The organism is Mesorhizobium sp. W050, assembly GCF_054719535.1.
Window position 1 is genome coordinate 763,322 of record NZ_JBTTIH010000001.1, and the last position, 24,564, is coordinate 787,885.

The window sequence follows — 24,564 nt, forward strand, 5'->3', positions numbered from 1 at the left end:
GATGGCCACACATCTATGGCCAAGGGCGGCCGTCAGCGGCATTCTATTCCACGCTGAGCCGATACCCAATACCGCGCACCGTCTGCAGCCAGACCGGATTGGACGGATCGCGCTCGATCTTGCGGCGCAGGCGGTTGATCTGGACGTCGATGGTGCGCTCGCCGACTTCCGAATCGTCGCCGACAAGCTCGTGACGCGGGATCGTTTCGCCGGCCCGCGCGGCAAAGATCGCCAAGATCTCCTGCTCGCGGTCGGTCAGCTTCAGCGCCTCGCCGCCCCGCTTCAGCTCGCGCCTGGCGATCTGGAAGGTGTAGGGGCCGAAGACCAGCTGCTCGACCTTGGGCGTCGTCGCCGGGCCGCCGCGGCGCAGAATGTTATTGATGCGCAGGATCAGTTCGCGCGGGTCGAAGGGCTTGGGCAGATAGTCGTCGGCGCCGGCCTCGAGCCCAGTGATGCGGCTGTCGGTTTCCGATAGCGCGGTGAGCATCAGGATCGGTACGTTCTTCTCCGCCCGCAGCGCCTTGGTGAGGTCGACGCCGGTCTCTCCGGGCATCATGACGTCGAGGACAAGGAGGTCGAAGTCGAGTCCTGCAAGCTTTCGCCTGGCCTCGCCGGCATTTCCGGCGACTGTGACGCGAAAACCATTTTCGGTCAGATACTGCTTGAGCAAATTGCGAATGCGGGTGTCGTCGTCGACCACAAGCAGATGCGGCGCGTCATCGTCCGGCGCCGTCGGCTGGTCCACCCTCTCAATGGTCTCCATGGCTTTTCCCTGACATGTTTGCAGGCACAATGTCGATCTGCGCCCTTAGTTCCGGATTGACCATGGCTTCCAGGAATCGTTCGATCAAGGGACGCTCGCTGGCTCCGGAATCTTCCAATGCAGCACGGATGCGGCGTGACTGTGGCCGCGCCAGGGCCAGCGCCAGGGCGCGCCCCTTGGCTGTCGGATAGAGCTCCCGCTGGCGGCGGTCGCGCGGACCCTGCAATTGCACGATATGGTCGGTGTCGATCAACTGCTTGAGCACCCGCGCCAGGCTCTGCTTGGTGATCTTGAGCACGTCGAGCAGTTCAGCGACCGTCAGTCCCGGCCGGCGGTTGACGAAATGCAGCACCCGGTGATGGGCGCGGCCAAAGCCGTAATCGGCCAGGATCTGGTCCGGATCGGAAGTGAAATCGCGATACGCAAAGAAGAACAGTTCGATGATGGCGAAGTCGATGCCGTCCTCGTCGGTGATCGGCGTCTTGATCGGTTTTCCGGCAGCTGGGCTTCGATCCGTCATCATTTCTCCGTCCATAGAGGGAAATTATGTCAGTACTATTGACGTAATTTCCCCGCAATGGTAATTTTTGACAAGCTTTTCGGCTGAATGCGAACGAAAAGGCAAGGGAGTGCGGTTTTTCCGGAACTTCCTGAGTTTGCCAGAGTTCGATTCTCCGCTTACGCTTCAAGGGCCGCCCGACGCGGCTGTCGCGCAACAAGAACAACACTAATGATGTGCGGGTCGCCGCCCGCGGGAGGTTTCCATGGCATCCGTTCCCTTCGACCAACTGGACGGCTTCATCTGGATCAACGGCGAGTTCGTCAAATGGGCCGATGCCAAGATCCACGTGCTGACCCACGGCCTGCACTATGCCAGCGCCGTCTTCGAGGGCGAGCGCGCCTATGGCGGCGCCATCTTCAAGCTCAACGAGCACACCGAGCGTCTGCATGAATCGGCGCGCCTGCTCGGCTTCAATATTCCCTATTCCGTGGCCGAGCTCAATGACGCCTCGACCACGCTTCTGAAGAAGCAGGGTTTCCAGGACGCCTATGTCAGGCCGATCGCCTGGCGCGGCAGCGAACAGATGGGGGTGTCGGCGCAGAACAGCCGCATCAACTGCGCCATCGCCATCTGGCAATGGCCGAGCTATTTCGACCCGGCGCAGAAGCTCAAGGGCATCCGTCTCGATCTGGCGGAATGGCGCCGGCCCGATCCGCGCACCGCGCCGTCGAAGTCGAAAGCCGCCGGCCTCTACATGATCTGCACCATGTCCAAGCATGCCGCCGAGGCCAAGGGCTATGCCGATGCCATGATGCTCGACTGGCGCGGCCAGGTCGCCGAAGCAACGGGCGCCAACATCTTCTTCGTCAAGGATGGCAAGATCCACACGCCGAAGCCCGATTGCTTCCTCGACGGCATCACCCGCCGCACCGTCATCGGCCTCGCCAAGGACCGCGGCCTTGAAGTCGTCGAGCGCGCCATCATGCCTGAGGAACTCGAAGGCTTCGAACAGTGCTTCCTCACCGGAACGGCAGCGGAAGTGACGCCGGTCTCCGAGATCGGTCCGTACCGATTCGAGGTCGGCGAGATCGCCAAGACTTTGATGAACGACTATTCTGCTGCGGTGCAACCTAAGCATGCGATAGCCGCAGAATAACGAAAGTCACAGCTTTTTTCGCAAGCAGGGGCGGTTTTGAGGCCGGCCCCTTTATTTCAGCATCTGTGCATTTGACTTTCGTACAATTCAGCGTCTCATGATGGTGTCGGCCCGGGAGGCTGGCAGCTATGGAGGGACTAGGTACATGGATACGAATACGCTCATTGCGCTCGTTGTACAGGTAATTGCAGGTGTTGTCGGTGGTCAGGCGGTCGGCGTTGCGCTGAAGAATGCGGCGATGGGCCAGTTGACCAAAATCCTCGGCGGCGCGGTTGGCGGCGTTGGCGGGGCGGCGATCCTCGGCAGCCTGCTCGGCGGCACGGCCGACCCGGCAGCGGCTGCAACGGCAGCGGGCGGATTGGGCGATACGCTGAACCTCAAAAACCTGCTCGGCGGCGCCGGCGGCGGCGCCATCCTGACCGGCATCATCGGTGCGGTCATGGGCGCGATGAAGAAGTAAGCCTCTAGATCATTCACCGTTTCACGGCGAATGATCTAGTTTGTTGTTTTACCCAATTCCGGACGGAAAACCGCTTTACACTTTTCCTGGAATTGCTCGAGACTCAGGCTTCGTCAAATGGGCGGCCGTTGGGCCGCCCATTTCTGTTTTGGGACGGACTGTTTGCCTTTCAGCAGTGGACGGCCTTCGCCCGCGCCTCTACATCACGCTGGAACAGCGAAAGGACAATCATGGGTCAGCTCAATGCCGGCATCGTGCCGGTCACGCCTTTCCAGCAGAACTGCACCATCCTGTTCGACATGGATGACAAGCATGGCGTCGTCGTCGATCCGGGCGGCGACATCGACAAGGTGCTGGCGGTGCTGAAGGACAATGCGATCACCGCCGCTGCGATCTGGATCACCCATGGCCACATCGATCACGCCGGCGGCGCCATGGAGCTGAAGGAAGCACTCGGCATCGAGATCATCGGCCCGCACGAAGCCGACAAGCTATTGCTCGACAATCTCGAGAACCAGGGCCAGCGCTACGGCATTGCCGGGGCGCGCAACTGCGTGCCCGACCGGTTTCTCGCAGAGGGCGAGACGGTTTCGTTCGGCTCACATATGTTCGAGGTGCTGCACTGCCCCGGCCATGCGCCCGGCCATGTCGTATACTACAATCGCGCGGCGAAGTTCGCTCATGTCGGCGACGTGCTGTTTCGCGGCTCGGTCGGGCGCACCGACCTGCCGGGCGGCGACCATGCGGCGCTGATCGCCTCGATTAAGAACAAGCTTTTGCCGCTCGGTGACGAGATCGGCTTCATCTGCGGCCACGGCCCGGGTGGCCGCTTTGGCGAGGAGAGGCGGACCAATCCCTTCCTGACTTAGCGATGTCTTTCTGCCAAAAAAAAAGCGCTGGCCTTGCGGTCAGCGCTTTTTGTGGGACAGGGAAGCTCAATTCGCGACGCAGAAATGCTGCTCACCGTCATTGCCGGTGAACGTGCCGCTGCGGGCATTGAAGCTCCGGTAGCGGTCCGAGCAGTATTCGTACCAGTCGCGGGTCCACGGCTCGGCATAGCGGTCGGCATAGACGACCCGCGGTTCGGCATAGTAACGGCGCACCGGCGCCGGCCGCACTTCGCGGTAGTCGTAATCGTCATCATAGCTGCTGTAGCGCGGCTGCGGGTTGCTCAGCGCACCGGCGATCAGAGCGCCGGCCGCAAGGCCGACGACACCGGCCGCAAGCGCGTCGCCATTATGATGACGACCATGGCCATGATGCCAGTGGTTCCAGTCCTTGGCATTGGCGGCAGGCAAGGTGGCGAGGGTGGTCGCGGCGAGAGCGGCGCCCAGGATGGCGGTCTTGAAAATGCGATTCATTTTGGTCTCCTTCGTGCCGGCCCGGATAGTTTTCGGGGATGCGGTCCAGCCTAGGGGACGATTAATAGAAGACCGTGGCTGAACGGGGGCTGAACGGAATTGGCTGATACGATCCAGTTCTTGCGGCAAAACCAAGCGCGTACGCAAGGCGCTCCGCCTCGTCAATCTCCGTCCGGACTGTCTTGAGCCGGCTTAGCCGACCGACAGGTTGACGGCCTTTGGACCCTTGCCGCGCTTGTCCGGCTCGGTGTCGAATGTCACTTTCTGTCCATCCTCCAGACCGGAAAGACCCGAAGCCTGCACGGCCGAAATATGAACGAAGACATCCTTCTGCCCGTCGTCGGGCGTAATGAAGCCGAAGCCTTTGGCATGATTGAAGAATTTGACGGTGCCGGTCTGCGGCATGGGAAGCTCCCTTTGATCCCATAAAGTCCAGTTTCGGGCCGGCAAATGCCCGAAGGGAAATTTGTCCTTTATTTTAGCGCTATCGGCAAGAGAAAGTTTTGGCGACGGCGGCAACGCTGAAGGCTGCTCAAATAGATCGTGGCACCGAAGGCAATTCGCGCCAGACGATTGCTCCGGCGATCAGCCACGGCATTGACCGATAAAGCGTCCTTTGCCTCCGGCGACGGCGTCATGAAAAAGGCGCAACGGGAAACGTCGCGCCTTCGAAACTCTGGACGGCTGACAAAGCCGGTTCAAACACGCTTTAGGTGCTTTTTCGAGCGCCCTGACGGGCGCGCGGGCACCGCCGGTTCAGGCCGCGCGGAGGTTGACCGCCTTCGGACCCTTGCCCATGCGGTCGGGTTCAACGTCGAAGGTGACCTTCTGGCCGTCGACGAGGGTACGCAGGCCCGAGGCCTCGATCGCGGAAATGTGGACGAACACATCCTTGGCGCCGCCGTCGGGCGTGATGAAGCCGAAGCCTTTGGTCGCGTTGAAGAATTTAACGGTGCCGGTCTGGGCCATTGGGGAAACTCCTTCACCCGTGTCAGTCTTATGGTTTGCCCGCCGCCTGGCATCGTGGGCAAGTCCCGGTGGTTGCTTCGGCAGTCCTGCATTTGCGCATGGTAAAACCCCCCGCCGAAAATGGGGCCGTCAGAGATTCACAGTATCGGGGAAAGGTCGTCCAAAACGTTCCGCTCTCCGGGTCGCAAATGCCCGAACACAAAATTTATCGCACGGAAACGTGATCGTTGCAAGATAGCGCCGCGGGCCGCGTCCATCGACGCGTCCCAACGAAGGCGCTTCGATAAACCTGGGTTCTTAAGAGTTCATCAGCCAGAGCCCGGCCACGCATGGTCCAGCGGTTTGGTCCAGGGCCAAAGCAATGCGCGGGCCGGGCATCGCATGGCTCCCGCGCCGCAAACGGGGGTTGCATTTGGCAAGGGAATGGCGAGGATCGACAGGCGCGTTTTGCGCCGGGGACGGGGGTCTCGAGGGAGGCATATTCATGAGATTTCTTGCGACGATCTTCTCGCGCCAGGGTTTTACTATTCTCTTCCTGTCGGGTCTTCTTGCGGCCTGCACCGTCGTCGTTGATGACGGGCCGGGACCACGTCCGCGCCCGCCACGGCCGGAACCGGAATTCTGCACCAGGCAATACGAGCCGGTCTGCGCGCGGCGCGGCGGTGACCGCCAGACCTTCGCCAATGCCTGCCTTGCCGAACGGGAAGGCTACCGCATCGTTCGCGACGGCCCTTGCCGCGACGGCGGCGGTGGTGGCGGTGGTGGCGAAGAGCCGACATTCTGCACGCGCGAATACGCCCCGGTCTGCGCCCGCCGCCATGGCGAGCTGCGCACCTTTCCCAACGCCTGCGAGGCCCGTGCCGCCGACTACCGCGTCGTCGAGGACGGCCCCTGCTGATTTTTCCTTCTCCCCTGTCGGGTGAGTCCGCCGGAGGCGAATTCACCGTCCCACTGACACGATAAAAAGGCGGCGAATGCCGGGACCCTGCGAAGCAGCGGGGACCGGGCGGGTGGACCGGACCACCCTTGGTCCTTCGCAGGCTCAGGGCGTTCGAAACTCGAAAAGCCAACAATTGGCTTTTCGTCTGCTGCGCGGACCGCTTCTCACCCCCAAGGGAGAAGGCAAGGTCGCGGATCGGAGTGGTTGCCTACGCCGAATACGCCCCGTCGGCCGGGCCGGCATAAAGCTCTGCGCCGTCCAAATGCGCAGACGGTCGGGGATCTGCGGCATGGCGAGGCTGTGGAACAGCGCGGTGGCGCCCTGCAGGGCGGCGCGCAGGTTCGGCGCGTCCAGCGATACCTTGTCGAGCGTGGCTTCGTCGACGTCGCGCGAGCGGCTCGACGAAGAACGTCAAGCAAGCCTCCGTTGCAGAGTTTTGGGCGAGATCGTCAGTCCGAGATCGTCAGTCCATTGCCGGCAGGTGCGCCAGGCGCGCCCTGCCTGGTCAGCCCTTCGACTTCGGCTTCAGGCTGCTCTCTGCCTGCTTGACCGAGGAACCGAACGGGGAGGCGGCCTTGGCCACCACCTTGTCTTTCTTGGGCTTGCGCGTTTCGCGATTGCTGCGCTGCTGACCCTTGGCCATCTGTCTGCTCCTTCGTACGTGCTGGGTGGGTGCGGTGTCAGACTGCCTGGCTGTCGGGGACAGCCGGGGCGTCCGCTACTTCGAGGTTGTCTTCCGTGGTGACCCGCTCATAGGTCTCCTCCTCGCTGCGGATGCGATATTGCGGCGAGCCATCCTTGACCGGCAATCTGCTCTTGATCTGAAACAGCTCGGCGGTCTTCTGGGCGAGCCCGCTGCGGCTCTTCATGCGCACGGTCTGGCCGATGGCGAAGAGGTGCGAGGGCGTGTCGGTGCGCGGACGCGCATTCTGCTGGAAGCGGATCATGCTGCGTTCTCCTGGTCGCGCCTCAGCGCTGTTTCGAGTTCGAGGTAGTCGATGGCGACAAGCTGGCTGGTGGCCGGGTTCTTCACCGCCCTTGCCGGCAAATGGATGAAGGTGGCGACGCGACGCCAGGCAAGCCGCGACATGCCCTCGATCAGCTCTTCGTCGTGATCGATGTCATAGTCGCCGGCCGGCAGTTGCCCTTCCAGCCCGCCAAGCACGAAGGGTGCCGCGAAATGGGCGATGGAACGGGTGGTGCGATCCGGCATTGGCTTGGCTCTGGTTCGTCGATGCTTTCCGGCATCAACCGGGAACTCAACCATCGGCGATTGGAATGAGTTTGGCGGGTCGAGTATCTCCGACGCCGCTATATGCCAAGCTTGACCCAAAAAACGATCTCAGATCAATAATCCGAAATTGTTGGCTATTCAAGCTGATTTCCGCCACGGCTCGACCGGTATAAAAAATTTCTCGTATAAACCCCTAATAAATCTGCTATCGTGGAACAATATCAGCCAATTTCTTATTTAGAGCGCATCGGAATAATTATTCCGGTGCCCCTAAGATTATTTTTTACGAAAGGCAAAAATATATGAGATTCATGAAAACGCCGGATCTTCCGACCGCAACAATCGAGCCAATCGTCCTCTTCCCCAAGGCAATATCAGTGCGCCTGACGATAAGAAGCGACGAAGCGGCACGGCGCAAGATTGCCGACACCGACGGCACGCAACGGCGGGAGCGCCGGCTCGCCGAGAGCAACCGGCTGATTTGAACGCTACATTTTCCTGGAATTCCTCTAGAGTTTCGAAGAGGTCCGCGCCCTTGGCGAGCCCACTCTTCCCTTGAACCTGCAGCGCCGATGGCCTAGATCGCGGCAAGCGGACAAAACACGGCAGGTTTCCCATCAACAGAGATCAGAGAAGAGCGGCGGGTGCTGGAGCTGGCGGACAGCCGCCGCTGGGCCTCGACCAATATGTGCAGCAGGCGCTGCAGCTGCATCAGGCCGGGCGCCGGCAGGAGGCCGAGACGCTGTACCGGCAGGTGCTGGCGCGCAAGGCCAATCACCCGGCAGCGGCGCATTTCCTGGGCCTGTTGCTGCACCAGACCGGGCGCAACCCCGAAGGCCTGGAGCTGATCGAGCAGTCTGTGCGTCTGCAGCCGAAGAATCCCGATTTCCTCAACAATCTCGGCACGGTGATGCGCGATCTCGGCCGCATCGCAGCGGCCGCCGATTTCTTCCGCGGCGCGGTAGATCTCAAGCCCGACCAGCTCGCGGCACGCGACAATCTGGGTTCGGCGTTGAAACAGCTCGGCCAGTTCGAGGCTGCGGAGGACATCTATCGCGGCACAATCGGGCGCAATCCCTTCCATGTCCGCGCCCGCATCGGGCTTGCCGAAACGTTGCAGGAAGCCGGTCGTCTGGACGAGGCGCTGGCGACCTTTCGCGAGGCGCTGACGATCCGGCCCAGGGATGCCGACCTGTTGCACGGGCTCGGCGTCGGGCTGATGGAAAAAGGCAAGCTCGATGAGGCGGCCGACCTGTTCCGGCAGGCGCTGGCGATCACGCCAGGCATGGCAAAGGCCTGGCTGATGCTGACGCAGGTCAAGCGCCAGAAGGAGCGCGACGCCGAACTCGCCGGCATGGAGGCCCAGCATGCCAAGGCGCCGGCCGACAGCCTGGCGCGCATGCAGCTGTCCTTCGGTCTCGGCAAGGCCAATGACGATTTGAAGGACTACAACAGGGCCTTCGACTATTTCGCTGAAGGCAATGCGATCCGCCGCAAGGGCATCGATTATGATCCGGTCAGGACGCGGGCCGAATTCGAGGCGATGAAGACGGTGTTCAACGCCGGCTTTTTCGAAAAGCACAAGCCAAGTGCAATCTCCGACGACACGCCGATTTTCGTCGTCGGCATGCCGCGCTCCGGCACCACGCTGGTCGAACAGATCATCGCCAGCCATCCACAAGTCTATGGCGCGGGCGAGCTCAGCATGTTGAAAACCGCGGTCGGCAAGCGATTTCCGCTGACCATGCCGGGAGGTTTCCCCTGGGGACTGGTCGATGTATCCGACGCGGAGTTTGCGGAGGCGGGCCAAGCCTATCTCGACATGCTGCATGAGCGCTATCCCAACTTCAGGCATGTCACCGACAAGATGCCCGGCAACTTCCTGCTCATCGGCTTCATCCATATGATGCTGCCGAAAGCCAAGATCATCCATTGCGCGCGCGATGCGGCGGCGACCTGCCTTTCGATCTACAAGGTGCATTTCCGCGGCGACAACCACCGCTACGGCTATGATCTGGGCGAGCTCGCCGATTTCCACAACATCTACACCGACATCATGGCGCATTGGCACGATGTTCTGCCGGGCGTCGTCCATGACGTGCGTTACGAGGATTTCGTGGCCGACCAGGAGGGACAGACGCGGGCGCTGATCGGGCATCTCGGCCTGTCCTGGGACGACAAGGCGCTGTCGTTCCACGAGACCGACCGCCCGGTGCGCACGGCCTCGGCCGCGCAGGTGCGCCAGCCGATGTATCAGGGCTCGGTCGATCTCTGGAAGCGCTATGGCGACAGGTTGAAGCCGCTGCTGGACAAGCTGGCCTGAGCAGCGGCTAAAGCTCGATGAAGGGCTGGAAGCCGCCGAAGATCATGCGCTTCATATCGAAGGGCATGGGCCCCGAATCGGGCGTCAAACGCGGATCGGCCATAACCTTGGCCATTACCGCGTCGCGGCTTTGCCTGGACGAATAGACGGCCCAGGCGAAGACGACGATCTCGTCGTCTTTTGCCTGAACGGCACGCGGAAACGAGGTCAACTCGCCATAGGGCACGTCGTCGGCGGTACATTCGACGTAGGCGAGCGCTCCGTGTTCCTTCCATATCGGGCCTGCGAGGTTGGCCAGCTTCTTGTAGTCATCGATATTTGCCTTCGGCACGGCGAGCACGAAACCATCGACATAGGACATGAGGTTCTCCTTGGAGTATCTCACAAAGCTCCTTACCGGCGTCAGCCGGTGAGGAGCTTTGTCAGCGGTGGTCAGTCTTTCTTCGCCGGCGCGTTCATCGCCCATTCGACCCCGAAGGGGTCGCGCATGTTGCCCCACTGGTCGCCCCAGAACATCAGCTGCAGCGGCACTGCGACTTCGCAGCCGGCACCGACCGCGCGCTTCCACCAGCCATCGATCTCGTCGGCGCCGAGATGGAGCTGCATGGTATAGCCCTGCGGCTTGACGGCAGGCATGCCGTTTTCGGGGTAGAAATCGGAAATCATCAGCGTCGAGCCGTTGATGTGGAGATGGATGTGCATCGTGCGGCCCTGCTCATCGGGCGGATAGAAGAACACCTGTTCGGCGCCGAAAGCCTTCTTGTAGAATTCGGCGGCCTTGAAGGCGCCGTCCAGCTGCAGATAGGGGGTCAATCCACCGAGAACTTTCGCGGCCGGCTGAATGGGGGTCTGGTCGGTCATGTCTTGTTCCTCTTTGGGTTTGGTCTGGGCATTTGGTTTGGCCTTGCGAACCCTAGGACGAACGAGCCGGCGGCGATCCTACATGTCTGATGCGATTTTCTGGGCCGATGCGATTTTCTGGCGAAACGAACTTGCGTCGGCGGCGCCCAATCAGAGCGCAATCCTCGCTGTCAGCAGGCTAGAAAGGGGACCGCTTCTTCAACCCGCTGAGACGACAATGATCCTCTATTACCAGACCCATTCGCCCTTTGCGCGCAAGGCGCTCGTCTTCGCCCATGAGGTCGGGCTTGCCGACCGGCTCGAGGTCATTCATCACGAGACCAGCCCGACCTTGCGCAATGCCCGTGTCTACGCCGAAAACCCGCTCGGCAAGGTGCCGGTGCTGCTGCGGCCAGATGCGCCGCCGCTCTTCGATTCCGATGTCATCTGCGCCTATCTGGATACGCTGCATGACGGCCGCAAATTGCTGCCGCAGGACGGCGAAGCGCGCTGGCAGGCGTTGCGGCTGCAGGCGGTCGCCCAAGGCCTGGCGCAGACGGGCATAGGCCTGCGCTGGGAGACGGAAAGGCGGCCCGAACAGTTGCGCTATGCAGCGCTTGCCGAAGGCTACCGGGAAAAAATCGAGGCCAGCTATGACTGGATCGAAAGCGCGCTGAACGCCGAGACATCGCTCCATGTCGGCCATATAGCGCTTGCCACCACGCTGTCCTGGATGGCGTTCCGCCAGCTGCCGTCCTTTCGCGCGCGGGCGCGGCTGACGCGCTGGTTCGAGGCGTTCGAAAAGCGTCGATCGATGCAGGCGACGCCGCTGTCTGGCGATACGCATGACTGAGCAACGGTCGCCCCGTGGCGGCCTGCATCGATCTTTCCCGACCGCATGGTCAGGGCGCCCTGCAGATCCGCGGGCCGTTTTGCGCGTCGATGAGGATTTCCGGCCAGCCGATATCCTTGCGCAGTTCGATCGGCAGGGCCAGAAGCTCGCGCTCGCTGCGATAGCGGGCGCGGTTCTGTGCGTAACGGGCGGCGACGCGGCCTATGGATGACAGGATGGACATGATGCGTTCTCCTCAGATGAAGCCGGCATCATCGTGTCGGCATCCCAAGGACGCAGCAGGTTCAGGCGATCCGACAGAGCGCTGAAAATATTCTGGGAGATGTGAAACCATGGGCCGCAACACAGTGCGGCCCATGGTGGTAGTTCCTCAGCCCACCGTTTCAGCCACCGAGCGGAAGAAATCCTCGGGGTCTTCGACTTCGGTCAGCTTCCGCTTGTCGACCAGCCAGAAGCGGTTGCCGACGGCGCGGATGAAGGAGCGGTCATGCGAGGCGAGCACACAGCTCGCCTGGTGCTTGAGCAGTTCCTCCTCCAGCGCTTCCTGGCCGTCAATGTCGAGATGGTTGGTCGGCTCGTCCAGCAGGTAGAAGTTGGGGTGGGTGAGCCTGAGCGCCAGCATCATCAGCCGCGCCTTCTGGCCGCCGGACAGCACACCGATCTTTTTCTCCTGCATCTCAATGACCACGCCGGCGCCGGCAAGCAGCGAGCGGGCGCGTTGCTCGCCGACATCGTAGCGGTGCGAGACCAGGGCCAGCGGCGTGTCGTCGCCACTGATGCCGGCCAGCGCCTGGTCGCTGTAGCCAAGCACCGTCGACGGCGTCACCTTGACGTTCGGCACCGTGTCCGGCTCGGCGATGGCGTTGCGGATCAGATCGACGAAACGCGACTTGCCGACGCCGTTGCGGCCGAGCAGCACGATGCGGTCGCCCTGGCAGATGTGGCGCTTGCCGGTCTTGAACAGCAGCGTGCCGTCCGGCGTTTCCACTGCGGCGTCATCCAGCGTAATCAGCACCTTGGCATGGGTGCCGCGGTTGGCCAGCCGGATCGCGCCGGCCGATTTCTCGCGATGCGCCGATACCGCGGCGTCTTCCAGCTTCTCCGCCCGTTCCCTGAGTTGCTTGGTCTTCACCGTCAAAAGGTCGCTGCCGGAATTGATGCCGATGTTGTTGAGCTTGGCGGCCTGCTTGCGCAGTTGCTGCGCCACCTTCATGTCTCGCTCGAACCGGCGCGCCGTCGAGGCGTCCAATTCGTCCAGGGCCTGCCGCGCCCTGGAATAGTGCAGTGCAAACACCGGCGAGTCCTCCGGGCGCAAGAACAGCGTGCGGTTGGTGACGGCATCGAGAAAGGCGCGGTCGTGACTGGCGATGACCACCGGCACTTCGCGCGGCAGGGCGTTCAGCCAGCTTTCCAGCTGGCTGATCTTAGCGAGGTCGAGATGATTGGTCGGCTAGTCGAGCAAAAGCACATCCGGATCGGTGACCCAGACGCGGGCGATCAGCGCCAGCCGCTGCCATCCGCCGCTCAGCGCCTGCATCGGCCGTTCGCGCATCGGCTCGGGCACGTCGAGCGAATCCAGCACCACGTCGACGCGCCACATCTCGCTGTCGGCCTGCTCGGCCGGCAAGGCATCGGCCACCACCTGATGGAAGCTGCGGCTGAGAAGGGCTGGCGGAACCGACTGCTCGACATGGCCGACACGCAGGCCGCGCGTGCGAGAAATGTCGCCCGAGGTCGGCTCCAGCGCGCCGGTCAGGCATTTAAGCAAGGTCGACTTGCCGCGGCCATTGGCGGCGACGATGCCGAGCCGGTCGCCGGCGCCGATGGTGAGGTCGAGATTGGAAAACAGCGGCGCACTCATGGTGACGCCGAGGGATTTGAGGCTGATCAGGGCCATTGCGATTTCTCTGGTCTTGCCGGAGACAACTCCGGATGCACTTTGACGGTGTGCTTGCCGGCCGTCAGGCTCAGCTTTGCGCACCACGAAGGGCAGACCAAAAAATCGAAACGGGAAAAAACCCGTGATGTCCCTGGTCAGCCCTGCAAGCGAACTCGCAGGGCCGAAATCGGGCCACGCTGACGATGGTGATCGATAGACACGCAGCCCTCCTTTCAAGACAAAACTTTGAGTGTGTGGAGCGATTACACCAAAGGCGGGGGTGGAGGCAAGTGGCGACGGATGCGGCGGTGGTGGAGCGCTCTTCCCTTCTCCCACAAGGGGAGAAGGAAAGAGGTGCTATTTCCCCGGCCGCCCCGTCTTGCCCGGCCGGCGCTTTTCGCGGCGGGCGTCGCCTGGGTCTTCGTAGGAGCCGATGCCGGCGCGCTGGCGAACGAATGGTTTTGGGGAATCGTCGCGTTCCTTCGCGCCCCCCTCTGCCCTGCCGGGCATCTCCCCCACTCGGGGGGAGATTGGCTGGGGCTTGGCCGGCACTTTCCCTTCGACCGGCTTTTCCGTGCGCCGCACGGTCATCTCGTCGAGCGAATTCTTCTTGAACAGTGGCTTGGTGGCGCCGCCCGGAATGCCGAAGTCGGAGCCGTGCGCTTCCTGCGCCGACTGTTTCTTGAACAGCGAGCGCGACACCGCGCCTGACGGTGTCGGCATGTCGGTACCAGGCCCCATATCGTCGATCGACGGCTTGGCAAACAGCGGTTTCTTCACCGGCACGGCGCCGTCGGCGCCCATTTCGTCGAGCGCCGGCTTGCGGAAGAGGTTGGACCGGGCAGCCCTGGCCGCCTCTTCGGCGGCACGTGCCTCATCGAACTTGCGGAACCGCTCCTGTTCCTCAGCCGTACGGTGCTTGGCCACGCCCTTGTTGTGCTTGCCCTTCTCGCGGCCCGAAACCGGGCTTTCCATGTCGGCATATTTGGCCAGCGGGTCTTCCGCGATCGACAGTTCCATTTCGCGCAGCCGCTTGATCTCGTCACGGATGCGGGCGGCCTTCTCGAAGTCGAGATTGGCGGCGGCGTCGCGCATCTGCTTTTCCATGGCGTCGAGATGAGCCTTGAGATTGTTGCCCATCATCGCACCGGCGCCGTCGGTGAACTGCGAGATATCGGCGCGGACATGGTCCTTCTCGTAGACCGAGTCCAGAATGTCGGAGATGCGCGACTTCACCGATTCCGGGGTGATGCCGTTGGCCGCGTTCCATTCCATCTGCTTTTCGCGGCGGCGGTTGGTCTCGGCCATCGCCCGCTCCATCGAGCCGGTGACCTGGTCGGCATAGAGGATGACCTTGCCGTCGACGTTGCGGGCGGCGCGACCGATGGTCTGGATCAGCGACGTCTCGGAGCGCAGGAAGCCCTCCTTGTCGGCGTCGAGGATGGCGACGAAACCGCATTCAGGAATGTCGAGGCCTTCGCGCAGCAGGTTGATGCCGACCAGCACGTCGAAAGCGCCGAGGCGGAGATCGCGCAGAATTTCGATGCGCTCCAGCGTGTCGATGTCGGAGTGCATGTAGCGAACGCGCACGCCTTGCTCATGCAAATATTCGGTCAGGTCTTCGGCCATGCGCTTGGTCAAAACGGTGACCAGCGTGCGGTAGCCGGCGGCCGTGGTGTCGCGGATTTCGCCGACGACATCGTCGACCTGGCTTTTCGCCGGGCGGACTTCGACCGGCGGATCGATCAGGCCGGTCGGGCGGATGACCTGCTCGGCGAACACGCCGCCGGCCTGTTCCATCTCCCAGGCGCCGGGTGTCGCAGAAACCGCGACGGAGAGCGGTCGCATGGCGTCCCATTCCTCGAAGCGCAGCGGACGGTTGTCCATGCAGGAGGGCAGGCGAAAACCATACTCCGCCAGCGTCGCCTTGCGCCGAAAGTCGCCACGATACATGCCGCCGATCTGCGGCACGGTGACGTGGCTTTCGTCGATGAAAACCAGCGCATTGTCCGGGATATATTCGAACAATGTCGGCGGCGGATCGCCCGGCTGGCGTCCCGTGAGATAGCGCGAATAGTTCTCGATGCCGGCGCAGGAGCCGGTGGCTTCCAGCATCTCAAGATCGAAGCGGCAGCGCTGTTCGAGCCGCTGTGCCTCCAGCAGGCGGCCGGCGCGCTCGAGCTCGACCAGCCGGTGCTTGAGCTCCTCCTTGATCGACTTGATCGCCTGGTTGAGCGTTGGACGCGGCGTCACATAGTGCGAGTTGGCGTAGATCTTGACGCTCTTCAGCTCGCCGGTCTTCTGGCCGGTGAGCGGATCGAATTCGGTGATCGCCTCGATCTCGTCGCCGAACATCGAGATGCGCCAGGCGCGGTCCTCAAGGTGGGCCGGGAAGATTTCGATCGTGTCGCCGCGCACGCGGAACGAGCCGCGCACGAAATTGATGTCCTGGCGCTTGTACTGCTGGGCGACGAGATCCGCGAGCAGAGCCCGCTGGTCGAGCCGGTCGCCGATCTGCATCTGGAAGGTCATCGCAGTATAGGTCTCGACCGAGCCGATGCCGTAGATGCAGGACACCGAGGCGACGATGATGACGTCGTCGCGCTCGAGCAGCGAACGCGTGGCCGAATGGCGCATCCGGTCGATCTGCTCGTTGATCGAGGATTCCTTCTCGATGAAGGTGTCGGTGCGCGGAACGTAGGCTTCCGGCTGGTAGTAGTCGTAGTAGGAGACGAAATACTCGACCGCATTGTCGGGGAAGAATTTCTTGAACTCGGAATAGAGCTGCGCGGCCAGCGTTTTGTTGGGCGCCAGGATCAAAGCAGGGCGCTGCGTCTGCTCGATCACCTTGGCCATGGTGAAGGTTTTGCCGGAGCCGGTGACGCCGAGCAGCACCTGGGTGCGGTCATTGTTATCGACGCCCTCGACAAGATCCTTGATGGCGGTCGGCTGGTCGCCGGCCGGCTCGAAATCCGACACCATCTTGATGGCGATGCCGCCTTCGGATTTTTCCGGGCGGGCAGGGCGGTGCGGCGTCCACAGCACGCCGTCCTTGTGCAGCGGGTTGCCGGATTCGATCAGCGCCGACAGCGCCGCGACCGTGGCGGTGACGCTGCCCGAGGCCATGGTCTCGGCGTCTTCCAGCGAGATGTCGAGACCGGCGACCGGGTTGAGGCCGGCTGCGGTGCGTTCGCGCGCCGTGGCCGCGCCGCCCATCGAGGTGCCGCGCGAACTGCGGCCGGGCGCAGCGGACCGCTCCGGGATCTTTTTCGCGGACTTTGGCGATCTACCATCGCCCTTACCGGTGAGACGGCCTTCCTTCTCGGCCTCCTGCTCGATCTGCTCGGCCCAGTCGGCAATCGAGCCGCTCAGCGGCGTGCCGGTGAAGTCAGCCTGCGGCGCCTCGGCGAAGCCACCCTTGTGCAAGGGCTCCGAAGCATCGAGGAAATCGGTCAACGGGCTGCGCCGCTTGGGCGGCGAAGCGCTGTTGTCACCCGCCGGAGACGGTGTCTTTTTCTCGGGAAGTTTGGCCATGCCCCAAATATGGGCAGAGTCCGCCAAAATGGAAAGAGTGCAGTGGCAAGGGACACTAAGCGGGTCGAAGCTCCTGACACAAGGGTGTCAGGAGCTGTGTTGCGCGAGCCGGGTCGTCTGCTCAATTGAACCACAGCGCGAAGGTCAAAAACCCACCGCCACCGAACTGGCGCTGGATCTGGTCGAACTCGCCGCTGGTCACGATCTCACCGCTCTCGAGGTAGGGCGCGATGGCCGGGCCGGTAATCGACAGCACGAGGTCGAAAGGCTTCGGTTCTTCGAAGAAACGCTTCATGTTGATGCCCTGGCCGGTGCCGGCCGTGATGCGGAAATGCGGCAGCAGCTTGCGGCCCTCCAAAAGGTCTTCGGCCACGGTCAGAGTGGCGAGCCATGCTTGAACCTGCTCTTCGCCGACCTCGAGTCCCGTGAGCGGGTTCTCGCCCTTCTGCTGCGGTCCCGGCAGCCATTCGCGGTCATTGTCGGTCTCGGCGCGGATCGCCTTCCAGTCCTCGCGCGACAGCCGGATCATTTCGAGCAGATGGCGGCGCGCCGCTTGACGGCGCTCGGGCTCGACCACCGGCCAGTTCACGAGGTGAACCATGGAGATGAAATCCGCGATGCGCCATTCCGATGAGAAGATGCTGCTGCCCATGTCGCCGGCGGGAGGCACGAGAATGTCCTGCAGCGGCAGTTTGGCGCGCGGAAACAGCATGTGGAACGAGCCGTCGAACATGGTCCTGAAATCATGCGCCAGCCAGAAATCGGCCTGCGCCATCAGGAATTCGGCATAGCCCTGCAGCCAGAAACCATCGGCGCGGTCGAAGCGGAAGGCGAGCGAGGGAGCGGCGGCGTCCGACGAGACGCCGCCGCGCGACAGCGAGGCCATGATCGCGGCCATGCTTTCATCCGGCGCGATGGCGCCGTCTTCGTTGAGATCGATGCCGGCACGGGTGAGGTCGACGACCATGCCGATGCCGGCATCGGCGGGCACCGAGCCCAGAGTCGCCGCGGATGTCTCCAGCCGGTCGCGGAAGGCGACCAGAATGGCGCGGAACCGCTCATAGGTCAGCGGTTCGGGATTGGGATTGTCCGGAATCGGCAGCCGCATCAGCGGCAGCATGAAGGATTGCGGGCTTTCGAACCCGTGGCGGTGCAGGCCGCCGGCCAGGATTTCCAGGGCGGTGAAGAATTCGCCGGCGCCGGCGGCGTAGGCTGACGCCGGATCGCCTTTCGCTGCAGACTCAAGCGTTGTGAGCGCACGGTTGCGCTCAGCCACCGTTTTGGCCTCGAACAGCGCGGTCGCCGCTTCGGGCGCGGCGGCGCGGGCCGAAGATAAAGGCAGCAACAGGAGGAAGGCGGACGCCAGCAGGCCTGCAAAACGTGTCATCTCATTCCTCCACTATGCCATTGCGCAGACATTACACGCATTTGGCGCCGTGTCTGCCGGCGGCAGTGTTTCAAGGACTGACGGTCGACACTCCCCGGGCAGACCGTCTACACAAGCTAACCGATTGGGCAAACGATTGAGCATCGCGTGTCGAACTATCCGCTTTCCTACACACTGTCATGGCTGCCGCGCTTCCTGAAACCGTCGCTTGGCGGCGATGTCAGGGATTTTGCGCCGATCGCGGCAACGACACTCATTGATCCACCGCCAGGGCGGAAGGTGCGGCTGGCCTTTGTCGGCGATATTTCGGCCGTGGCCAACCATAGTGCGCCGGAGTGCGATCCGGAGATCGCAAAGCTCTTGGGCTCAGCCGATCTGGTGATCGGCAATTGCGAAAGTCCGGTCGTCGAGCGGCCGAGCGTGGCGTTTGGCACGCGGCTTGGCACTCACCATGCGATGAGCGAGCGGTTTCTTGCCGCGGCGCTTGCCGCCGTAGGCATCGCGCGCGAAAGGCTCGTGCTGTCGCTGGCCAACAACCATGTGCTCGACCAGGGCGTCGCCGGTTTCGACGAGACGGTTGCGGCGCTGAAGCGGCTTGGCATCCGCCCCATCGGCACCGCGAAAAAAGGGCCGGTCGAACAGGTCAAGGCCGGGCCGCTGACGATCGGCTTTGCCGCTTTCACACTGTGGCGCAATGCCGACGCCGCAGTTTTCAATGAGCGTGTGTCGATGCAAAGCGATCCGGCGGCATGGCCGAGCGGCGCGGCCGACAAGAACATCGACCTCACCTGTGCGGTGCCGCACTGGGACTGGGAGTTCCGGCATTTTCCGCAGCCGCAAACGCAAACGCTGGCGAGGTTGCTGGCCGGTCACGGCGTCGGACTGATTGCCGGGCACCACGCCCATGTCGTGCAGCCGGTGCAATGGGTCGGCAAGACGCTCGTGGCGTACGGGCTTGGCGACTTCCTCGGCACGGCGCTGGCGCGACAGCCCTGGCCCGGCCGCATCGGCGGCATTTTCGTCGTCGATGTCAGCGCCGATCTCGGCAAGCGCGGCGCGATCGCCGGCTACCGGATGCATCCCTTCATGCGGCTGCGCTCAGGCGGGCATGAGCGGTTGGTTCCGGTCGAGGCGCTGACTGGCCGGATGAAGGGCAAGGTCGAGGCCAGGCTGAAGGCGATCTTTGGCGACTGACGACTTTCCCGCTATCATAGGCATAATAGGACTTTGCGAGGGGGCGATGGAAGCAGCTGAGTTCATGCCTGATGAAGCGGTGGTCGCCGGCATCAGGAAGAATATCGAGATCTATGAGGCTGGACGGGCTTCGGCCTGCCGCCAGGTGCGCTGGCGGGTGCCGGTGTTTCTGGGGCTGCTGCTGGTTTTTGTCGTGCTGGTGGCCTGGCTGTTCAACAAGGTCGCCGACTTGAACGAGCAATGGTTCTCGACGCCGCATGTGTTCCTCTATGTCGGCGGTTTCTTCGCGGCGCTGCTGCTGTACTTCCTGGCGATCAGGCCGGCGACGCGGCTGCAGCAATCGTTCCGTGACACGCTGCTGCCGATCATCTTCGGCTTCATCAGGGATGTGCGCTATCAGCACAGCGTGACGCCGAATTCCTTCGACCGGCTGCCGCGCGCCGTGGTCGGCGCCTTCAACCGGCAGAGCTTCGACGACATCGTGTCAGGCCGCTACGAGGATTTTCCGTTCGAGCTCTACGAGGCGGAGTTGCGCCAAGGTTCGGGCAAAGGCTCGTCGACGGTCTTCAAGGGCGTCATCGTTGCGTTCGAGACGATCGCGCCGTTCCCCGGCATATTGGTCGCGACGCGCCGCAGCAACGCGGTGGTCGGTTTCTTCCGCGGCATCTTCGCCGGCAAGATGCAGGAACTGTCCAGCGGCGATCCGCTGCTCGACGGCGACTACGAATTTCGCACCGACAATGTCGCCGCCGCGCAGCCGCTGGTGAGCGGCCGGTTGGCGCAGGCGCTGAAATGGCTGCACGAGACATGGCGCGATGATCCGGCGCGGGTGGCACTTAATGGCAGCGATGGCTTCCTGCTCTTGCCGCAGCCGAAGAATTTCTTCGAACTGCCCGCCATTTCCGTGCCGCTCGATTACACCAAGCACATCGCGCCGATGATCGCCGATATGGGCGCGATCTTGGCGACGGCGGCGCTGGTGCGCAAGATCGGCGCGACGGATGGCGAGGCCTAAAGCGCCGCGCGTCGAAACGAATTCATGCGACGCGCTTCAGGTCTTGTTTTCATGCATATCGTTGCCCCAAAACGGCGGTCCTGTTTGGGCGCATGCATTAGCCAGGCTGCCGCGCGTCAGCAGGCGAAGCCGTAGTTCTGGCGATAATATTCGACGTCTTCTTGCGCCATCGTCTTGAACATCACGCAGACGGTGAAGCTGCCGACCTGGCGACCGTTTTTGGTGTAGCCCCAGTCGGAAATATCGTCCGGTTGAATTCGAGTTCCTGGCCGGCCACGACATTGTGCACCGCTTGCGGCTCATTGGCCAATGTTCCTGCAAAGCCGGTCGCGGTCTTGTGGAAGGGGATGATCCAGAAATGCTCCGAGGCGTCTCCGTCCCTGACCTCGACTTTCAATTTGTAGCTGGTTGTCCCGGCTGGCGGCGCATCCGACAAGGACAGGAATTCATCGAGGCTGGCGCGCGCCTGCGCAATGGCCGCCGCCATGTCCGGATCGTCCCTGGCGACGCCTACAACCTTGTCGCCGCCCTGGCCGGAATCCTGCGCACCGGCCGGAATCGGCGCCAAGGCCAGCACCAGGGACAGCACGGTTCGAACTGCATGCTTCATGAAATGGCGCTCCTGCGTGTCGATGCCTGACACCATCATGCATCTATCTGGAGTTTTCAACGGCAGTGCGACAGCGTGGTATGGTCCGAACGGCAGGCCGCTCACAACCCGCTCGGCACCAGCCCTGCCAGCCAGTTCGCGGACCGCTTGGCAATGCCGACCGTTGCCGACGCGACGCGGCTGAGATCTGTCTTGACCACGGCGTAGCCGTTCCTGGTGCGGTAGAGCACGCCTGTTCCGCCATCGACCACTTGCTCGTAGGCGACGGGCCGTACCGCTGCTGCCTCCATGGCCGTCGTCGGGGAGCCGACGGGAACGCTCGGCCGATGGCTCAGTTCCGGCGGCAACGGGGTTTGGACATTCCGGCTGGCCGGCTTCAGTTCCGGGCGGGATGCGGCCGCCGCCAGTTGCGAAGAAGACGCCGACCCCTTGCTGCGGCAGATGCCGGAGACCAGCGGATAGTCGAAGTTCTTCTGGTGCAGCATCTGGCTTTTCATCGCCGCTTCGCAGTCGGCGATAGTCGCCCACTTCGCCGGCGTCTCGCCGATATATTCGCAAAGCTTGGCGTCGCAGTCGCAGCCGACAATGGTCATGGCGACAAGGGCGGTCTTGATCACGGTCTTGTCCTTCGGATTGCCCCCCGGCAGCCAGTCCTTCCATCGCGCGCGAACAAGGCGGGATTTTGGCCGCGATCACGCGATGAGCCGGGGGATGCGTTTTTCGGGTACGGCTCACTATAGGTGGATTTCGAGACACCCGGTAGCAGATAGGGCGGGAGCGTGATGCATTTGCAGGAAGAAGCCTGAATAAATCTTGTCGGCTATGGCCGCGACAACTGTTTCTTGGCCCGGTTTTCTACTACGATACTCACGGGGCGATACAACAATATAGGAGGGGTTTGTCATGGGAAGAATTGTCCGGTCCGCTGAGCCTGTGCCGAAAAGGGATTCAACGCTCGAGGGCATTCCAGGCGATGCTCCGCTCGGCGTCGACGATGACAAGCAAGAAGATCAAGGATCGAAAGGCGGCGACGGCTATCTCGACCGGGTTGCGAAGTACGTGCCTGCCGAAGTCGTGGCATTTTTCATCTTCGTCAACTCCATCCTGGTCAATGCCACTGAGCAGCCGGTTGCCAAGGCGTTGACCGATGCGGTGGCGGAAGAGACCAAAGGCAATCCGGGGGACATTCCGGGTAAGGTGCAGGCAGCCATCTATAAGATTGAAATGGCCGGTATCAGCGTCTGGACCATTTCATGGATCATGTTGATCGTCGCGCTGGCGATGACGCCGGTGTATCTGAAATCGGTCAGCGATTCAGCCGACAATGCGGAGGCTCCGGGAGCCAACATCGTCATGTCGATGCTCGCCTTCCCATTCTGGGCCTATGCCGTCAACGCGCTGGCCCTCAGGCCATGGCATGACGGTGCGCTGGCCAGCATCATGCTCGCCACCTTCACGCTCATCAGCGGCGCCATACGGCCGGAATATATAAACGCTGGCCTCAATTTGATCCCGGGCATCGGCCCGAAGAAGTAGCTTGGCCCGCCGGGCAGGCCGCGGTGCAGGGCGCGGCTTCAGTTGTAGACGCGCTCCAGCCTCGCGCCTGCTTCGAACAGCGCCGGCAGCACGATGTGCAGCTTGCGCACGGCGACGATCAGCCCGGTGCGACGGGTGGCCGGATCGATCGGAACGGTTGGCTGAACAGCGCCCGGGCGCCTTCGGGCGGAGCGAAGTCTGCCGCCGAAAGCACGGTGAGCATGATCGCGTCATTGCCACCGATCTCGACGAAGGACACGCCTCTGTCGATCAGGCGCGGGATCATGTCGGTGAATTGCTGATCGCGCCTGGTGATGAAGATGGTTCCGTCAGCGCCGAAATCTCGTTCCAGCAAAGTATCGGCTTCTTCACGCGTCGCTTCGCCGACCGGACCTTGGCCCAAAAGACAGTCGGCGCCGGGATTTCTCCCAGCGCCTCCCTGTCAGATCAGGACACGGTCGCGGCAGCAACTTCCGCAAAGTCGTCGCGCCATGCCGGCCTTGATTTTGACGGTCCTGCCAGTCACCGCCCGAGGGCAGTGCCCGTTCCAGACCACGCCGTTCTCCACCCTTGCGAGCTTCGTTCGGCGCGCCATCGAAGGTTTTCGCCGTCCTTCATGGCAGCATCGGTCCGCCGTTGGCGTTCGCACGCTTTCCGCGGCCCCGTAGGTCTCGGCATCCGTCCCTCGAACAAGCAAGCCTGCTCTCGCTTCGGGCCGTACGGGCCTCAGGAAATCCGCCTTTTCGCTTTGCCTTTCGGCGTGGCGATCGGTAGCCGCCTGAGATGGTTAAACTTACGCCGGGTAAGGGTTTTGGGGAATGGGCGTGAGCCTGTGGATAACGGGATTATCGGGGATCGTTTGCCACAAAGCTCGGAATTTCGACTCCAGCTGCATTAGACAGCCCGCCCGCTTTTTGGCGCCTGATCGGCTGTGCCCCTTGCTCCGCCGGCTGGCGCGGGCTTCAATGCAGGCAAAGCATCGAGCCTATCGGCTCGGTGCGGGGAGGGTGCGCATTGAAAGTCGGGGTGGTGCTCAATCCGATTGCCGGCGGCGGCCGGCTGAAACGGCATTGGCCGGAGGTCGCCGCATCGCTGAAAAAGCATTTCGGCGAATTCGAGCTGCGCGAGACGCAGGCCGAGGGCGACGCCGAAAGGCTGGCGCTCGACCTCGCGGCAAGCGGCTTCGAGCTGGTGATCGCGGCCGGCGGCGACGGCACCGCCAGCGAGGTGGCCGACGGATTGCTGCAGGCTTTCGATGAGAGCGGCCGGACAACCGAACTTGGCTTGCTGCCTTGCGGCACCGGCATCGATTTCGCGCGCGGACTTGGCCTGCCGAAAGAGGTGGATGCGGCGTTGAAGCGGATCGCCGAAGCCAAGGCGCGCAAGGTCGATGCCGGGCGCATCTGCTACATCGACGACCATGGCGCGCTGGCCAGCCGGCACTTCATCAATATCGCCAGCCTCGGCCTGTCCGGCGCCACGGACCGTGCGGTCAATGCCGACAAGCGCAAGGGCAGGATGTCGGCCAAGGCGCTGTTTTTCTGGCGCACCGTGGTCGAGTTCATCCGCTACCGCTTCCAGGACGTCAGGATCACCGTCGACGATGGCACCCCGGTCGAGGCGCGCATGGCGCTGGTGGCGGTCGCCAACGGAAAGTTCTTCGGCGGCGGCATGATGATCGCCCCGGACGCCGCACTCGCCGACGGCCAGTTCGACATCGTCATCCTGCGCGCGGCCGGCAAGCTGAAGCTGATCTGGGATATTCGGCTGCTCTATGGCGGCCGGCACCGCAACCATCCGGCCATCACCATATTGCGTGGCCGGAAAGTGGTGGTCGAACCTATCGGCGATGTCGAGAAGAACGGCGCGCTGGTCGACATAGATGGCGAGTCGCCGGGGCGTATACCCGCGACGTTTGAGATCCTGCCCGGAGCGCTGACGCTGAGATATTGAATCAAGGCGTTGAGGGATTGATTCAGGTGGTTGAGCGGCGAACCGGCCAAGGGCC

Annotated in this window: 26 protein-coding genes and 2 pseudogenes; 11 read left to right on the forward strand and 17 right to left on the reverse strand. The window is 62.7% G+C overall.

The genetic code is table 11. The annotated features are described in order from the left end of the window. Positions 1-43 precede the first annotated feature (43 nt). A complete protein-coding gene (locus ACYG9Y_RS03650; protein ID WP_023672025.1) occupies positions 44-763 on the reverse strand; it encodes a response regulator in 720 nt (239 codons plus the stop codon). Then, positions 750-1,283 carry a MarR family winged helix-turn-helix transcriptional regulator gene (locus ACYG9Y_RS03655; protein ID WP_023683723.1) on the reverse strand — a complete coding sequence of 178 codons (534 nt, stop codon included), beginning with the start codon at positions 1,281-1,283 and terminating at the stop codon, positions 750-752. The genes ACYG9Y_RS03650 and ACYG9Y_RS03655 overlap by 14 nt, the downstream gene beginning before the upstream one ends. 244 nt (positions 1,284-1,527) lie before the next feature. On the opposite strand from ACYG9Y_RS03655, the gene ACYG9Y_RS03660 reads away from it, so the two are divergent. The 3 genes from ACYG9Y_RS03660 to ACYG9Y_RS03670 all read left to right on the forward strand — a co-directional run bounded on the left by ACYG9Y_RS03660 (position 1,528) and on the right by ACYG9Y_RS03670 (position 3,750). Further along, on the forward strand, positions 1,528-2,421 hold the full coding sequence (locus ACYG9Y_RS03660) for a branched-chain amino acid aminotransferase (RefSeq protein ID WP_023672023.1): 894 nt from the start codon (positions 1,528-1,530) through the stop codon (positions 2,419-2,421). A gap of 145 nt (positions 2,422-2,566) precedes the next feature. After that, complete coding sequence (locus tag ACYG9Y_RS03665) at positions 2,567-2,881, forward strand: hypothetical protein (RefSeq protein ID WP_023672022.1); 315 nt, start codon at positions 2,567-2,569, stop codon at positions 2,879-2,881. 230 nt (positions 2,882-3,111) lie between these two features. After that, on the forward strand, positions 3,112-3,750 hold the full coding sequence (locus ACYG9Y_RS03670) for an MBL fold metallo-hydrolase (protein WP_023695789.1): 639 nt from the start codon (positions 3,112-3,114) through the stop codon (positions 3,748-3,750). A gap of 66 nt (positions 3,751-3,816) precedes the next feature. On the opposite strand, the gene ACYG9Y_RS03675 is transcribed toward ACYG9Y_RS03670, so the two are convergent. The 3 genes from ACYG9Y_RS03675 to ACYG9Y_RS03685 all read right to left on the reverse strand — a co-directional run bounded on the left by ACYG9Y_RS03675 (position 3,817) and on the right by ACYG9Y_RS03685 (position 5,211). Next, positions 3,817-4,242 (reverse strand): BA14K family protein, encoded by a 426-nt coding sequence (locus ACYG9Y_RS03675; protein WP_023737823.1) that lies wholly within the window; start codon positions 4,240-4,242, stop codon positions 3,817-3,819. 192 nt (positions 4,243-4,434) lie between these two features. After that, the gene (locus ACYG9Y_RS03680; protein WP_023672019.1) at positions 4,435-4,647 is read right to left on the reverse strand and encodes a cold-shock protein; all 213 of its coding nucleotides are present in this window, start codon (positions 4,645-4,647) and stop codon (positions 4,435-4,437) included. 351 nt (positions 4,648-4,998) lie between these two features. Further along, positions 4,999-5,211, reverse strand: coding sequence for a cold-shock protein (locus ACYG9Y_RS03685; protein WP_006202520.1), 213 nt, complete (start codon positions 5,209-5,211; stop codon positions 4,999-5,001). A gap of 484 nt (positions 5,212-5,695) precedes the next feature. On the opposite strand from ACYG9Y_RS03685, the gene ACYG9Y_RS03690 reads away from it, so the two are divergent. Beyond that, entirely contained in the window at positions 5,696-6,109 is a 414-nt protein-coding gene (locus ACYG9Y_RS03690) for a Kazal-type serine protease inhibitor domain-containing protein (RefSeq protein WP_023672018.1), read from the forward strand. Between the two features lie 547 nt (positions 6,110-6,656). Here the strand turns inward: ACYG9Y_RS03690 and ACYG9Y_RS03695 are convergent. The 3 genes from ACYG9Y_RS03695 to ACYG9Y_RS03705 are packed head-to-tail and all read right to left on the reverse strand — an operon-like array spanning position 6,657 to position 7,364. Then, a complete protein-coding gene (locus tag ACYG9Y_RS03695; protein WP_023683725.1) occupies positions 6,657-6,794 on the reverse strand; it encodes a hypothetical protein in 138 nt (45 codons plus the stop codon). Between the two features lie 37 nt (positions 6,795-6,831). Continuing rightward, complete coding sequence (locus ACYG9Y_RS03700) at positions 6,832-7,098, reverse strand: hypothetical protein (RefSeq protein WP_023672015.1); 267 nt, start codon at positions 7,096-7,098, stop codon at positions 6,832-6,834. After that, positions 7,095-7,364 carry a hypothetical protein gene (locus tag ACYG9Y_RS03705; protein WP_023672014.1) on the reverse strand — a complete coding sequence of 90 codons (270 nt, stop codon included), beginning with the start codon at positions 7,362-7,364 and terminating at the stop codon, positions 7,095-7,097. The genes ACYG9Y_RS03700 and ACYG9Y_RS03705 overlap by 4 nt, the downstream gene beginning before the upstream one ends. Positions 7,365-7,687: 323 nt before the next feature. Here ACYG9Y_RS03705 and ACYG9Y_RS03710 point away from each other — a divergent pair, with 323 nt between their 5' ends. Both ACYG9Y_RS03710 and ACYG9Y_RS03715 read left to right on the forward strand, forming a co-directional pair. Continuing rightward, positions 7,688-7,870: a hypothetical protein gene (locus ACYG9Y_RS03710; protein ID WP_023737824.1), complete on the forward strand. Its 183-nt coding sequence runs from the start codon at positions 7,688-7,690 to the stop codon at positions 7,868-7,870. Between the two features lie 203 nt (positions 7,871-8,073). Next, entirely contained in the window at positions 8,074-9,708 is a 1,635-nt protein-coding gene (locus tag ACYG9Y_RS03715; RefSeq protein ID WP_023737825.1) for a tetratricopeptide repeat-containing sulfotransferase family protein, read from the forward strand. Positions 9,709-9,715: 7 nt separating this feature from the next. Here ACYG9Y_RS03715 and ACYG9Y_RS03720 read toward each other — a convergent pair whose 3' ends face one another. Together ACYG9Y_RS03720 and ACYG9Y_RS03725 are read right to left on the reverse strand one after the other, a co-directional pair. Continuing rightward, a complete protein-coding gene (locus tag ACYG9Y_RS03720; RefSeq protein WP_023733342.1) occupies positions 9,716-10,069 on the reverse strand; it encodes a DUF1428 domain-containing protein in 354 nt (117 codons plus the stop codon). A gap of 71 nt (positions 10,070-10,140) precedes the next feature. Then, positions 10,141-10,569, reverse strand: coding sequence for a VOC family protein (locus ACYG9Y_RS03725; protein ID WP_023691563.1), 429 nt, complete (start codon positions 10,567-10,569; stop codon positions 10,141-10,143). 217 nt (positions 10,570-10,786) lie between these two features. Here ACYG9Y_RS03725 and ACYG9Y_RS03730 point away from each other — a divergent pair, with 217 nt between their 5' ends. After that, complete coding sequence (locus ACYG9Y_RS03730) at positions 10,787-11,401, forward strand: glutathione S-transferase family protein (RefSeq protein ID WP_023737826.1); 615 nt, start codon at positions 10,787-10,789, stop codon at positions 11,399-11,401. A gap of 49 nt (positions 11,402-11,450) precedes the next feature. Here the strand turns inward: ACYG9Y_RS03730 and ACYG9Y_RS03735 are convergent, their stop codons facing one another. From ACYG9Y_RS03735 to ACYG9Y_RS03750, 4 genes and pseudogenes are all read right to left on the reverse strand, one after another. Further along, the gene (locus ACYG9Y_RS03735; protein ID WP_023672009.1) at positions 11,451-11,624 is read right to left on the reverse strand and encodes a hypothetical protein; all 174 of its coding nucleotides are present in this window, start codon (positions 11,622-11,624) and stop codon (positions 11,451-11,453) included. Between the two features lie 147 nt (positions 11,625-11,771). Continuing rightward, positions 11,772-13,298: pseudogene (locus ACYG9Y_RS03740) on the reverse strand (ABC-F family ATP-binding cassette domain-containing protein). Positions 13,299-13,637: 339 nt separating this feature from the next. Further along, positions 13,638-16,814, reverse strand: a complete 3,177-nt coding sequence (gene uvrB / locus ACYG9Y_RS03745) for an excinuclease ABC subunit UvrB (protein ID WP_023737827.1) — start codon at positions 16,812-16,814, stop codon at positions 13,638-13,640. A 121-nt stretch (positions 16,815-16,935) separates the two neighbouring features. Continuing rightward, positions 16,936-18,201, reverse strand: coding sequence for a hypothetical protein (locus ACYG9Y_RS03750; protein WP_023737828.1), 1,266 nt, complete (start codon positions 18,199-18,201; stop codon positions 16,936-16,938). A 147-nt stretch (positions 18,202-18,348) separates the two neighbouring features. On the opposite strand from ACYG9Y_RS03750, the gene ACYG9Y_RS03755 reads away from it, so the two are divergent. Together ACYG9Y_RS03755 and ACYG9Y_RS03760 are read left to right on the forward strand one after the other, a co-directional pair. After that, a complete protein-coding gene (locus ACYG9Y_RS03755; protein ID WP_023737829.1) occupies positions 18,349-19,395 on the forward strand; it encodes a CapA family protein in 1,047 nt (348 codons plus the stop codon). Positions 19,396-19,441: 46 nt separating this feature from the next. Further along, on the forward strand, positions 19,442-20,410 hold the full coding sequence (locus tag ACYG9Y_RS03760; RefSeq protein WP_023728221.1) for a DUF3137 domain-containing protein: 969 nt from the start codon (positions 19,442-19,444) through the stop codon (positions 20,408-20,410). Positions 20,411-20,526: 116 nt separating this feature from the next. Here ACYG9Y_RS03760 and ACYG9Y_RS03765 read toward each other — a convergent pair. Both ACYG9Y_RS03765 and ACYG9Y_RS03770 read right to left on the reverse strand, forming a co-directional pair. After that, a pseudogene (locus tag ACYG9Y_RS03765) lies at positions 20,527-21,059 on the reverse strand (YegJ family protein). Between the two features lie 62 nt (positions 21,060-21,121). Further along, positions 21,122-21,637 (reverse strand): hypothetical protein, encoded by a 516-nt coding sequence (locus ACYG9Y_RS03770; RefSeq protein WP_023728220.1) that lies wholly within the window; start codon positions 21,635-21,637, stop codon positions 21,122-21,124. A 286-nt stretch (positions 21,638-21,923) separates the two neighbouring features. Between ACYG9Y_RS03770 and ACYG9Y_RS03775 the strand changes: the two genes are divergently transcribed. Beyond that, the gene (locus ACYG9Y_RS03775) at positions 21,924-22,556 is read left to right on the forward strand and encodes a hypothetical protein (RefSeq protein ID WP_155923215.1); all 633 of its coding nucleotides are present in this window, start codon (positions 21,924-21,926) and stop codon (positions 22,554-22,556) included. 118 nt (positions 22,557-22,674) lie between these two features. Here the strand turns inward: ACYG9Y_RS03775 and ACYG9Y_RS03780 are convergent, their stop codons facing one another. Beyond that, entirely contained in the window at positions 22,675-22,911 is a 237-nt protein-coding gene (locus ACYG9Y_RS03780) for a hypothetical protein (RefSeq protein ID WP_023733333.1), read from the reverse strand. A gap of 659 nt (positions 22,912-23,570) precedes the next feature. Between ACYG9Y_RS03780 and ACYG9Y_RS03785 the strand changes: the two genes are divergently transcribed. Next, positions 23,571-24,509, forward strand: coding sequence for a diacylglycerol/lipid kinase family protein (locus ACYG9Y_RS03785; protein ID WP_023737831.1), 939 nt, complete (start codon positions 23,571-23,573; stop codon positions 24,507-24,509). The last annotated feature ends 55 nt before the right edge of the window (positions 24,510-24,564 follow it).